General features: G+C 69.3%; 6 protein-coding genes and 3 tRNA genes. All 9 read right to left on the reverse strand.

Features of this window, described 5'->3' with window-relative positions; translation table 11 throughout:
• Nucleotides 1-517: 517 nt before the first annotated feature.
• The 9 genes from W5W_RS0101505 to serS all read right to left on the reverse strand — a co-directional run bounded on the left by W5W_RS0101505 (nucleotide 518) and on the right by serS (nucleotide 12,341).
• On the reverse strand, nucleotides 518-1,339 hold the full coding sequence (locus W5W_RS0101505) for a shikimate 5-dehydrogenase (protein ID WP_017194059.1): 822 nt from the start codon (nucleotides 1,337-1,339) through the stop codon (nucleotides 518-520).
• 298 nt (nucleotides 1,340-1,637) lie between these two features.
• Nucleotides 1,638-1,713: transfer RNA gene (locus tag W5W_RS0101510), tRNA-Arg, on the reverse strand.
• Nucleotides 1,714-1,930: 217 nt separating this feature from the next.
• The gene (locus W5W_RS0101515; RefSeq protein ID WP_017194060.1) at nucleotides 1,931-5,563 is read right to left on the reverse strand and encodes a S8 family serine peptidase; all 3,633 of its coding nucleotides are present in this window, start codon (nucleotides 5,561-5,563) and stop codon (nucleotides 1,931-1,933) included.
• Nucleotides 5,564-5,832: 269 nt separating this feature from the next.
• A tRNA-Ser gene (locus tag W5W_RS0101520) sits at nucleotides 5,833-5,919 on the reverse strand.
• A 295-nt stretch (nucleotides 5,920-6,214) separates the two neighbouring features.
• A tRNA-Ser gene (locus W5W_RS0101525) sits at nucleotides 6,215-6,303 on the reverse strand.
• 157 nt (nucleotides 6,304-6,460) lie between these two features.
• Nucleotides 6,461-7,810 (reverse strand): AGE family epimerase/isomerase, encoded by a 1,350-nt coding sequence (locus W5W_RS0101530; protein ID WP_017194061.1) that lies wholly within the window; start codon nucleotides 7,808-7,810, stop codon nucleotides 6,461-6,463.
• A 349-nt stretch (nucleotides 7,811-8,159) separates the two neighbouring features.
• Nucleotides 8,160-9,770 carry an ABC transporter substrate-binding protein gene (locus tag W5W_RS0101535; RefSeq protein ID WP_017194062.1) on the reverse strand — a complete coding sequence of 537 codons (1,611 nt, stop codon included), beginning with the start codon at nucleotides 9,768-9,770 and terminating at the stop codon, nucleotides 8,160-8,162.
• Nucleotides 9,770-11,059, reverse strand: coding sequence for an HAD family hydrolase (locus tag W5W_RS0101540; protein ID WP_017194063.1), 1,290 nt, complete (start codon nucleotides 11,057-11,059; stop codon nucleotides 9,770-9,772). The genes W5W_RS0101535 and W5W_RS0101540 overlap by 1 nt, the downstream gene beginning before the upstream one ends.
• A gap of 10 nt (nucleotides 11,060-11,069) precedes the next feature.
• On the reverse strand, nucleotides 11,070-12,341 hold the full coding sequence (gene serS, locus W5W_RS0101545) for a serine--tRNA ligase (RefSeq protein WP_008731793.1): 1,272 nt from the start codon (nucleotides 12,339-12,341) through the stop codon (nucleotides 11,070-11,072).
• Nucleotides 12,342-12,788: the final 447 nt, after the last annotated feature.

Below are 12,788 nucleotides of genomic sequence, written 5' to 3' on the forward strand. Positions count from 1 at the left end.
CACAGCACACTCACCGAAAAATCCCGTCATTCCAACAAAAACCAGCCCCCCACCCCGCAGAGGCCCCGGTTTCCCATGTGCAACACCAACGACAACCACACCCGAAGCACGCACCCACCACGCCCCACACCGAGATCGGTCCAGTTCCGGCTCGAGATCGGTCCAATTCAGCCCGACCAACCCGACGTCGAAGCACGCACGACAAGCTCAGGGGCCAAAACCACATGCCCCACCTCGGGAACCATCGACGAACAGCAGACCCGCGGAAGCACGACCGATCTCGACGCGAAACTCAACCGATCTCGGCACGGGTTACGACCGATCTCGTGGCGGAACCGGACCGATCTCGACGCGAGTTTCGACCGATCTCGCGGCGGAACCGGACCGATCTCGGCGAGGGGGTGGTGAGGGGATGACAAAGGGGCGAGCGGGTCCGCGCACGTCCGCGGCCCCTCGGCGTCGGTCGAAGTCGACGAGAGGAAACCGCGACTCCGCCTCCCCTCGCCCTGTTCCCCTGTCAGGCCCGGGAGATGCGGGAGGCCTCCTCCACCTGCTCGGGCGTGGGGCGCACGCCGGTGTAGAGGGCGAACTGCTCGGCGGCCTGCAGGGCGATGACCCCCGCTCCGCTGATGACGGGCCTACCCGCGTCCCGGGCGGCGCGCACCAGCGGCGTGCGGGAGGGGAAGGCGACGACGTCGAAGACGACGTCGGCGGCCCTGATGAGCTCCTCCCTCACCGGCAAGTCGTGTTCAGCGGGTCCCCCGGCCATGCCGACGGGAGTGGCATTGAGCAGGAGTGCGGCGTCGCCGTCGTCCAGCTCCTCCGAGGAGGCCGTCCAGGACCAGCCGTACTGCTCGGCCAGCGCGGGGCCGGTGACGGTGTTGCGGGCCACGACGGTTCCCGGCGGAAAGCCGGCGTCCTTCAGCGCGGCGACGCATGCCTTGGCCATGCCGCCGGCGCCGAGTACCGCGCAGGACGTGCGCGGCACGTCGTGGATGTCGAGGAGGGCGCGGATGGCGATGAAGTCGGTGTTGTAGGCCACCAGGCGGCCGTCATCGTTGACGATCGTGTTGACCGAGTGGATCGCGTCGGCCGAGGGGGTCATCTCATCGACGAGGGCGATGACGTCTTCCTTCCACGGCATGGAAACGGAGCAGCCGCGTATTCCCAGGCCGCGCACACCGGCGATGGCCGCCGTGATGTCGTCGGTGGTGAACGCCTTGTAGACGAAATCGAGGTCGAGGACCTCATAAAGGTGGTTGTGGAATCTGGTGCCGATATTCGTGGGCCGGGCGGACAGGGAGATGCACAGTCGGGTGTCCTTGGTGATGTCTCGCACGTGCCCATGGTGCCATTCGGGCGCTCCTGAGGGGAGATTGAGGAGAGATATCGCGCCGGCATCCCGCAGTGGACCGATCTCAAGCCGGAACCGGACCGATCTCGGTGCGGAACCGGACCGATCTCGGTGCGGAACCGGACCGATCTCGGTGCGGAACCGGACCGATCTCGGTGCGGAACCGGACCGATCTCGACGCGGAATGCGACCGATCTCGAGGCGGGGAGCGACCGATCTCGGCATGGATCGGCAGGGAATGGAAAACGCCCCGCAACCGACTGTTCAGCCGATGACGGGGCGTTGGTGCGCCAGAAGGGATTCGAACCCCCAACCTTCTGATCCGTAGTCAGATGCTCTATCCGTTGAGCTACTGGCGCATGTCGTTTCCGACATTCAGGAACATTACTCGGCGCCCAGGTTCCCAGACAAATCGCAACCTCGTGAGCCTGAGCACATGCGAAAACGAGCGGCGAGAAGCGCATTGGCCTCGGGCGCCCTCGCGGCTGCCCGAGGCCAGCGCAGTTTACACAAGCCGCATGCTAACGCGTTCCACTCCTCCGAATCTTGATCAGTCTCGATCGGCCTTACTCTCGGTCATTCTCCGTCGTCCCCGTCGCCCGATCCGCGATGACGACGGACGAGCAGAAGACCGCCCACCACGACGAGTGCCAGACCCACGATTCCGATCACGAGGGTCGTGCCGGTCCTGGCCAGGAAGGGGTGGCCTTTATCAGAAGCCGCGGACGCCGAGCCGCCTGCCGCGCCGCCGGCCTCGGAATCGGGGTCCTGCAGGGCCGTATTCACCTGGTCCGGCGGCGTCGGCCGCGAGGGGTCGGCGGCTGCGGAGGGATCAGTGGACGCCGAGGGGTCGGCCGGCGCTGCCGACCCGCTCGGCGCGGCCGACCCGCTCGGCGCCGACGTCGGATCGGCGCCTCCGCCCGCAGCCGTCCCGGCCACGCGCAGCTCGGCGGTCTGGAGCGCCGTCGCGCCGTCCTGGCCGTTGACCAGGGAGACGCGGACGTACCGCGCGCGCACAGCCGTGCCCAGCTCGAGGATCGCAGGACTGAAAGCGCCCGGCTCGATATCGCCGGAACCGGCGTCGGACCATGTGGCCCCATCTTCAGAGGTCTGCACGGTCCACCGGGTCGCATGGCCCGTTGCGGCGTGCTGCTCGAACGTACTGTGAACCTTGCTGACGTCGTAGACGCCGCCGAGGTCGATGTCATACGTGGACTCGGCGGAGCCCTCGGCAACGGTGAAGATGTTGTCGTCGGAAAGTGCCCCCGCGGCCTCCGCGTCGCCGCCCGTCCCATCGGGCGAGGTGACGGTCAGCTCGCTCTGGGGGATGTAGCCCTCAGTCTTCCAGTCGATGCTGAAGGTCGGCGAGGTCCACTGCGCCCAGTCGGAGTCCTGATCCTTGTCACCGCCCACGGGAAGCGCGCGCACGGTGAGCTGGTACTGCCCGGTGGGGGCCTGCATGACCTTGTCGCCCACCAGATAGCTGCCGTTCCACACGAATCGCGGCTCATCCGCACGGGTGTGGGTGCCCGCACTGGAGGCCACCACGCCGAGGTTCTCGGTGGTGCCGTCGGCGTTGACGCGGGAGACCTCCATAGTCGAGTCGCGATACGGGATGGCCGGTTCTATGAACACGACCGGAAGGTCCTCGTAGGCGCCCAGGCTGGTGAGCGCGGAGTCGCCGTACACGTAGGAGGCCGGGTCGACGGGCTCGCCCTTGAGGTTGCCCAAGGAGGTGTACCCACCCAGGACTCCGGCCAGTGCGAGGTTGCCGCCCACGCCCTGGAAGGGGACGCGCAGCGCCCTGTCCCCGGTGGACGGTGTCAGGACGATCCATCCGCCGAAGAAGTCGCCGTCGGCGACGCCCTCAGGCGCCGTGATCGTGACATCGACGGTGGCGGTCCCGCCCGCCGGGACCGTGACCGACCGACCATCGCTGGAGACGGTCGACGGCGAGGCCGTGCCCCGCTGAGGCGCCTCCGAGGAGCCGGTGATCGTCACCGCGTCCTCGTGGGACAGTGCGTAGGTCACGGGGCTGTCGGCATGGTTGGTCAGGGTCACCGAGGTCTGATACCCGTCGGGGTGCTTCTCGTACTCGCCGATGCTGAGCGCCGAGGAGCTGGTCTGCGTGGTGGCCAGGACGGCGGCATCGGCGTCGATGAGTCCGGCCCCCTGGCGGGCGACGGACTCGAGGAGCGAGGTGTCTCCCCCGGCGTCGGTCCAGGGCACCGGGTTGGCGGTGGAGTGCAGGCGCCAGGCGATCTGCTCGAAGGCGTCGAAGCCCGACGCGTCCTTGATCTCCGGATGCGCCTGCATGACGAGAGCCGCAATGCCGGCCGTGTACGGAGCGGCCATCGAGGTTCCCTGGGCGGTCAGGTAGGGACCGCCGTGGTCGATCGGCCAGGTGGACCAGATCTTGCCTCCCGGGGCGACGACGTCGGGCTTGGTCTGCAGGGACTCGTTGAGACCCCAGCTGGAGAAGGAGGAGACGAGCCCGGCGGTGGCGCGGTCGAATTCCGCGACGTCCTCGGTGTAGGTCAGCGTGGAGTCGGCCGCGAGCGCGCCGCGGATGGCGTCGCCGTCCTCCTGGGAGATGGTGACCACCGGGATGGTGATCTGCTCCCCGTCGTCGCCGAACAGGAAGGCGGTGAAGATGGCCGGCCGATCGTTGTCGAGGACGACGGCGTCGGCGCCGCCGGCCTGGGCGTTGAGGACCTTCTGCCGCTGGGGGCAGATCCCGCGCCGGATCAGCACGGTCTTGCCGGAGTACGTGCCGGCCGCCGGGGCGGTGCACAGCAGGGAGGCGTCGGTCTCCTCGTCCGCGCCGTCGGCGGTCGGGTCCCCGGCGGCGAGAAGCGGATGCGTAGCCGCGTCGTCGCGGACGACCTCGGCGCCGCCGCCCTCGGCCGGCGCGTAGAGGTACTTCTGGTCGGGGTTGGTGGAGACGGTCATGTAGAAGTTCTTCTCCACCGTGTTGTCGACGCTGCCGACGGCCAGGACGTGCTCGGCCGAGGCGGGGGCGCCCATGGTCCAACGGCCCGCATCGCCGCTATTGCCCTGGGAGCCGGTCACGATGACGCCCTTGGAGGCCAGGCTCTCGGCGGCGACGGCGGTCGGGTAGTCCTGGAAGACCATGTACTCGGCGTTGATCGACAGGTTCACGATGTCCATGCCGTCGTCGCCGGCCTTCTCCATGGCGGCGGTCAGGATCTCGGCGCTGGTCAGGCCCGCGCAGCCGAAGACCCGGTAGGCGCCCAGCTGGGCGTCGGGGGCGACGCCGGTGACCTGCTCAGTGCCGGGCGTTCCCTTGGCCGCGGCGATGCCCGCGACGTGGGTGCCGTGACCTTTGCAGTCATCGGGGTAGGCGTCCGGGACGGCCTTGTAGCGCGCGGACTCCTCCGCGACATTGGGGTCGCCGTAGGCATTGCCGACGAAGTCGTAGCCCGCGACGACCTTGGAGGTGGGGAACGCCGTGGAGCCGTCGCCATCGGGGGTCTCGGCGCCCGGGGTGCCGGTGCCGCCGAACTCGACGTGGTCGTAGTCGATGCCGGAGTCGATGATGCCGATCTTGACTCCGCTGCCGGTGTAGCCGAGCTTGGACTGGACGACGTCGGCGCCGGTCATGCCCAGTGCGTGAGTCATCTGGGGCGAGCTGATGCCCTCGGCCTTGTCCGCATCGGTGCGGTCGTCGCCCGCGGCGTCGTCCGGGCGGGGGATGGCGACGACGGGCTTGATCGCGACGACCTGGTCGAGCCTGGCCAGGGAGTCGACCTCGGAGTCGCCGACCGACAGGGCGACCCCGTTCCACAGCGTCTCGTACTCCGTGGTGACCTGGGCATCGATGCCGGCGTCCTTGATCGCCTTGGCGAGGTCGGCATGCTCGGCCTCGATGGCGGCCTGAGACCCGCCGGCCGCGGTACCCGGGGAGGACAACTGGACGAACCAGCGGTTCTCGACCGTCTCGGCCTTGGTGCCGTCGGGCATGGTCAGGTCGGCGGTGATCTTCGAGGACGGATCGCCGGTGGCGGTCTGGGTCTGGGTCTGCGACTGGGATTGAGATTGATCGTCGGGAGCGGCGACCGCGATGGGGGCCGCCAGGGCTCCCAGGGCCGGGACTGTCAGGGTTGTGAGAGCTGTGAGGGTTGTCAGGGTTGTGAGGACTGCAACGCCCGCCGCGGCGACGCGGCGCAGTGAAGGGATGTGGCGCACGATTCTTCTTCCTGCCAGGGTCAGGCGCACATCGTGGTGCGTCAGTGGGGATCAGTTGGAGATCATGGGGAGTTGGAGATCATGGGGAGGAGAGGGGAGCTGTCGGGCACACGGTACCGTCCCGGCGTGACCCGCGGAAATGACCGCTCTCACATGTATCGGGCGGACTGAGCAGGCTGGAAAGGCTGCGCGGCGGCAGAAGAAGGCGGCGCGGGCAGAGGCCGAACGCTGCGGGCGCGACGCGATGAGCCCGCGAGTGCGGCGGAGAGCGGAGATGGGGAGATTCGAACTCCCGAGGGGTTTTATCCCCAACCTTCTTAGCAGGAAGGCGCACTAGGCCACTATGCGACATCTCCATGTGCCGGATCGGCCCGACGAGCCTACCTCAGAGCACAGTGCGAGGCCAAACCCTGATCGCCAGTGCAGACGCCGCTCGGCAGCCACTCGCGCCGCCCGCCCCCTCACGTTGAGGTCGACATTTTCGAACGAAGGCGACGGTGGCGCCGTCGATCTCGTTCGAGGAAGTCGACCTCGACGTGTGAGCCCGGTGCGGACCGATCTCGGTGCGGACTGCGACCGATCTCGACGCGGAAGTGGACCGATCTCGGCACGGGTTACGACCGAACTCGCGGCGGAGCACGACCGGCTCAATGGCGGAGAGAGGGGGATTCGAACCCCCGGTGCGCCAGGCGCACAGCGGTTTTCAAGACCGCCACATTCGGCCGCTCTGTCATCTCTCCATGCCCGACAACCACTCGAACCACTCGATGCTCGTGCGGGCGACCCGACACTACCACCACCGCCCCGGTGCGCAACGCCATGGCCCACGCGGGCAATCCGCTTCAGCCGCCTCAACCGCCTCAACCGAATCAACGGCATCGGCCGCGCCGACCGGCGTCAACCGCGGGAGAAGAACCCCCGTCTGCGAGTCGGTTTGGCCGACGCCGGCACCGGCGAGGCGGGCTTGTCCAGACGTCCCTCCGCCAAGGCCTGCGCCATCGCCGGCCACACGGGCAGACGGGGCATGAGCGTGGCCTGCAGGGCGTGGTAGATGTCCGGGTGGCCCGCCCAGGTGCGGGTGGAGGGCTCGTTGTCCCGGTCGAGCTCGTGGACCCACACGCCCGGAGCCTTGATGAGGTGCTCCTCCGCGTAGTCGATCCAGGAGCGGTAGCAGTGCTCGTAGTGCTCGACCTCGATCTCTCCGCGGCCGTCGTCGAGCAGTGCGCGGCGCAGAGCGGCAGCGGCGCTGATGCCCTCGCAGACCACCCAGTGCATGCGCTCGTGGACGATCGGCGTGCCGTTGAAATCCGTGGTGTAGACGAAGCCGGGAGCGCCGTCCACGCGCCAGCCATCGGTGCGCGCCCGGTCGAAGAGCTCCTCGGCGGCGTCGAGCATCCAATCCGGCACGGGCAGGGAACGGGTCACGAGGGCGGAGCGGGCCTGGACGATCAGGCGCGCCCATTCCAGGCCGTGCCCCGGTGTGACGCCGTAGGGCCGGAAGGGGTGGGCCGGCTGGTCCTTGTTGTAGTCCAGGTCGGGGCGCCAGTGGGTGTCGTAGTGCTCCGGCAGGCGCCAGTCATTCGTCCGCGCCTGGACATTAACGGCGAAGTCGATGATCTGGACCGCGCGCGTGAGCCAGGTCAGGTCGCCGGTGACGTCCGAGACGGCGAGGTATGCCTCGACCGTATGCATGGCCGCATTGATGCCGCGGTAGTCCTCGGGGTCGGTGAAATCGCGGGCGTAGGACTCGAATGGCAGACCGTAGGTCTCATCCCACCAGTAGCGGTCCTGCACCGCCATGGCGTCGCGCAGAAGCTCATGGGCGCCGGGGCGGTCGGCGGCGGTGGCGGCGGCCGCGGCGAGCAGGACGAAGGCGTGCTGGTAGCACTCCTTGCGTCCCTCGGGATCGACGGGGACGCCCCGGCCCTTGGCGTCGAGCTCATGTCCGACGGCGGAGTACCAGCCGCCGTGCTCGGTATCGCGCATCACCCGGCTCAGGGAGCGCACTCCGTGGTCGGCGTAGCGACGGCAGCCGGGGATGCCCATGAGGGCGCCCAGCGAGAAGGCGAAGGTCATGCGGCCGGTGATCCACAGCTCGACTGGATGAGAGGTATCGACCTGGCCATCCTCGCCGATCCAGCCGAAGCCCGCCGGAACCTTGGCCGACCGCGCGAAATGGAGCAGGGCATGCGTCTCAGCGGCGAGCCAGCGATTGTGCTCCGGCGCTCCGAACCATCCCAGTCCCATGAGTCCTCCTCGACCCGGTCGGCGCTCCCGCTGCTTGACGTCCTCAGATATCCGCAGATGTCCGCAGATATTCTCAATGGCCCGCGCATCGTGACGGCGAACCGGACGAGTCGTACGTTAGCAGGCGGCCCGTCGTGGTGTCCGCCCTATGGTGCCTACGCCTCACGCGTCGAGGTCGACTTTTTCGAACGAAGTAGACGGTGGCACCGTCTACTTCGTTCGAAAAAGTCGACCTCGACGTGAGGACGCAATAGCGCGCCCCGCCCTGCCGCTCGCTCGGGCAAGGCGACCACTCACGCGGGCCAGGCGACCGCTCGCTCGAGCCTGCCGCTCACGCGGGTCGCCCGGATCACTTGGGCCAGGCGGCCTCCGCCTGCCCCAGCGCCTTCTTGGCATCCAGGTCCCCGGCCGTCCAGGAGGTCAGCGCCGACCACAGGGCGTCGGTGCCGACCTCGGCGGGCATGGAGTCGGAGGCGTCCAGGCGGATCACGCTCTGGCGCGACTGGAGGATGCGCGTGGCGCGAACGGTCACGTCGGAGCTGACCTCGCTCACGTCCACGCCGCGATTGGCGGTCGCCACCCCGCCCAGCTCCGCCCGCTGCTGCGCCCACTCGGCGCTGGTGAGGTAGTCCATGACGGCGTCGGCCGCATCGGACGTCCCGTCCGCCTGATGCAGGGAGACGAGGTAATCCCCGCCGACGAGCACCGGAGGATCCCCATCGTCGTCGCCGACGCCGGGGAAGGTGAAGGCCGATATGCTCACAGGCGGCCCGCTGCTCGCAGTGGCGCTGGCGCTCGCAGTGCCCTCAGCGCCGGCAGTGCCAGCAGCGCTCGCAGCACCGTCAGCGCCCTCAGCGCCCTCAGCGCCAGCACCCTCTTCAGTGCCGGCAGCGCCGTCGGCCCCGTCAGTCCCGGCAGTCGTGGCACCGCCACTCGCTGCGGCACTGCCGCTCGTCGTCGGACTGCTGCTCGATCCGTTTCCGCTGCGCCCCTTGACGTCGGTAATGATGGTGCCGGCGGGCAGAGTCGTCTCGAAGCTCGAGGAGGCCAGCATCATGAGGCACGAGCCGTCCACGAGCTGCTGGCCGGCCTGCTCCATGGTGGTGGACAGGGCGCCCTCGCGCCCGCCGGGAACATGCCCCTTCTCCATCAGCAGGGAGTCGACCGTGCCCAGGGCGTTGACGGCGGGCTGAGAGTCGAGGGCGACGTCGTGGTCGGCCCAGGCGTCGTAGGCCTCGACGCCGCCGGTGGTCAGCAGACTCTCCTCGAGCCAGTCAGACATGGACCAGCCCGTGGTGCCGCCGTCGGCCATTCCCAGGCACCAGGGCGTCACCTCGCCCTTGGGGTGGTCAGCCGCGATCCTGTTGGTCAGCGCGACCAGCTCGTCCCAGGTGGCCGGAACCTCATACCCCGCGTCGGCGAAGGCCCGCGGGGAGTACCACACGAAGGACTTGACCGAGGCCATGAGCGGCGCCCCGTAGAAGGTGCCGTCGACGGTGCCGGCCGCGGACCAGGCATGATCCCAGCCGAGCTCGACATTGGCGCCCACGACGTCGGACAGCGGGCTGAGCGCGCCCTCGTCCGCGAGATCAGCCACGAGCCCGGGCTGCGGGACGACGGCGAGATCAGCATTCCAGTCAGCCGTCCCAGCGGCCCTGCCGCGCAGGTTCTCCTCGAGCTTGTCGCTGCCCTCGTGCACGACGTCAATACCCGTGCACTCCTCGAAGCGCGCCAGGGACTGCTCGAAGCGCTCCCCCTCCGTGCCGGTCAGGGCGGTGGCGATCTTGACGGAGCCGCTCGCCCCGTCCTTGGGCGCGTATCTGGCGAGGACCTCGCAGGAGCTGAGGTCGGAGTTATGGTCGTGCGGCCTGCTGCAGGCGGTCAGGCCCGTACCGGTCAGCGCCAGGACGGCGGTGAGCGCAAGCGCGCGGAAGGCATGAGTGAGCAGTGAACGCGCCATCAGCTCCGGTCCCTCTTTCTAGTTCGCTCGACAACGGCATCGAGTAGGGCGGCGCAGCCATCGTGCCACACCGGCTCGGTGACGATGTCACTGCTATCCTTGACCGACTGGGGCGCCGATCCCATGGCTGCACCGATTCCCGCCCACCGGAGCATCTCGATGTCGTTGGCGCCGTCGCCCACCGCGATGGTGTGCATCTTTTGCCCGGTGTGTCCGGTGTGTCCGGTTTGCTCAGCGTGCTCAGCGCGCCCGGCATGCCCGGCGCGCTCAGCATCCGCGCCCAGCCGCGCGGCGAGGGCCTGCAGGGCGGACGCCTTGGTCACGCCAGCGGGGGCGACGTCCAGCCAGGCGGTCCACCCGATCGCGTACTCCACCGAGTGGAGCCCGCAGCCGGCCACCAGCTCCGAGAACTCCTCCACATCCATCCCCGGCGCGCGCAGCACCACGCGGGTGACGGGCTGAGAGGCCATCTCCTCCAGGCTCACGACCCTCTGCGCCTCAATGAGCTCACCGTCGGGGAAGGGCCGCGAGACCTTGAAGCCTCCGCCGAGGACCTCCACGGCGACGATGCCGTCGGGTACCGCGCGCGACAGGGCCGCGATGGCGTCGGCGGGATCGAAAGTGACCGAGTCGATGACCTCGTAGCCCCTGGGCGCGGTGGGATCCATGCGCAGGGTGATGGCGCCGTTGGCGCAGATCATCCACCCATCGGTCAGCCCGACACGGTGCGCCACGGGCAGGGCCGCCTGAATGCCGCGCCCCGTCGAGATGACGAGCCGGACGCCGCGGGCGCGCAGACGGGCCAGGGAGGCCATCATCCGCTCTGAGATGCGCCCCTCGATATCCAAGATGGTGCCGTCGACGTCGAGGGCGACCAGGAGCCGTTCGTCGGGAAGGAGTCCGACGGCCGGGGCGCTTGAGCCAGTCACTGACCCGGCCACCGTGCCGGCGGAGGTACTGCCGCTGCCGGCGGCGCCACCGGGCAGAGGATCCGGCGACACGATGCCGAGCGGCTTTCCGTCCCGCACCTCGGCGGGGATAGGGGCGAGCCGGTCCAGGTCCGCCATGCGGGCCCGGACCACGCGCTGGTAGTCGTCATGCGACAGCGGCCGAATCGTGCGGTGAGCGCGGGTGCGATCGCTCGAGGGCTCCGAGCGGGCGCCGGTCTCGCGGCCCGCGGCGGGCTCGGCGAGAGGCCGCCCAGTCGAGGCGACGGCGCGGGGACCCGCCGCGGAACCGGGGGCCGGAGGGCCGTTCTCGGGTGCCGAGTCGGCATCGTGGTCGTTCACGGGCGGCGTCTCAGACGACGGGCTCGATGATCTCGAGACCGCCCAGATAGGGGCGCAGGCCCTCGGGCACGCGCACCGCGCCGTCGGGCGTCTGGTGGTTTTCCAGGATGGCGACCATCCAGCGGGTGGTGGCCAGGGTGCCGTTGAGGGTGGCCACCGGCGAGGTCCTCCCGTCGCGGCGCTCGCGCACGGCCAGGCGGCGGGCCTGGTAGGTGGTGCAGTTGGAGGTGGAGGTGACCTCCATCCAGCGCTCCTGGGTGGGCAGCCAGGCCTCGCAGTCGAACTTGCGGGCGGCCGAGGAGCCCAGGTCCCCGGCGGCGGTGTCGATGACGCGGTAGGGCAGCTCGACCAGGGCCAGCATCTCCTCCTCCATGGCCAGGAGGCGCTCGTGCTCGGCGGCGGCGTCCTCGGGGCGGACGTAGGCGAACATCTCGGCCTTGTTGAACTGGTGGACGCGGATGATGCCGCGGGTGTCCTTGCCGGCGGCGCCCGCCTCGCGGCGGTAGCAGGTGGACCAGCCCATGTAGCGCAGCGGGCCGGCGGACAGGTCGAGGATCTCATCGGCGTGGTAGCCGGCCAGGGCCACCTCGGAGGTGCCGGTGAGGTAGAGGTCGTCGGCGGGCAGGTAGTAGATCTCGTCGCTGTGGGCGCCCAGGAATCCGGTGCCGCCCATGACCTGCGGGGTGACCAGGGTGGGGGTGGTCATGGGGGTGAAGCCGTGGGCGACGGCGCGGTCGAGGGCCGCCGTCATGAGGGCGAGCTCCAGGCGCATGCCCCAGCCCTTGAGATAGTAGAAGCGGGCTCCGGAGACCTTGGCGCCGCGGCGGGTGTCGATGATGTCCAGGCCCTCGCCGAGCGCCAGGTGGTCGGCGGGCTCGAATCCCTCGGCGGCGAAGTCGCGGGGCCGACCGCCCTCGTGGCGCAGGACGACGTAGTCCTCCTCGCCGCCGGCCGGGGCGCCCTCGATGAGGTTCTGGAACTGGTGGGCGAGCTCATCGAGGGCCGCGGCTGCGGCATCGGCCTGCGCCTGCGCCTCCTTGACCCCGGCCGCGAGCTCCTTGGCCCGGGCGAGGATCGCCGGGCGCTCCTGCGGCGAGGCCTTGCCGACCGATTTGGACACGGTCTTCTGCTCAGCGCGCAAAGACTCGAAGTTCTGCAGGAGGGTGCGGCGGGCCTCATCGGCCTCGATGATGCGGTCGACGAGGGCGACGTCGGCACCACGGGCTCGTTGGCTGGCGCGGTAAGGCTCGGGGTTCTCGCGGAGCACGCGCAGGTCGATCATGGAGCCGAGTGTAGCGAGGGGCCGGGCCGCGCGCGGACCCGCTCGCCCCTTTGTCATCCCCTCACCACCCCCTCGCCGAGATCGGTCCGGTTCCGCCACGAGATCGGTCGAAACTCGCGTCGAGATCGGTCGTAACCCGTGCCGAGATCGGTTGAGTTTCGCGTCGAGATCGGTCGTGCTTCCGCGGGTCTGCTGTTCGTCGATGGTTCCCGAGGTGGGGCATGTGGTTTTGGCCCCTGAGCTTGTCGTGCGTGCTTCGACGTCGGGTTGGTCGGGCTGAATTGGACCGATCTCGAGCCGGAACTGGACCGATCTCGGTGTGGGGCGTGGTGGGTGCGTGCTTCGGGTGTGGTTGTCGTTGGTGTTGCACATGGGAGGGCGGGGCCTCTGCGGGGTGGGGGGCTGGTTTTTGTTGGAATGACGGGATTTTTCGGTGAGTGTGCTGTG

Origin of the sequence: Actinomyces massiliensis 4401292, assembly GCF_000269805.1 — a bacterium.
Classification (GTDB): Bacteria; Actinomycetota; Actinomycetes; order Actinomycetales; family Actinomycetaceae; genus Actinomyces; species Actinomyces massiliensis.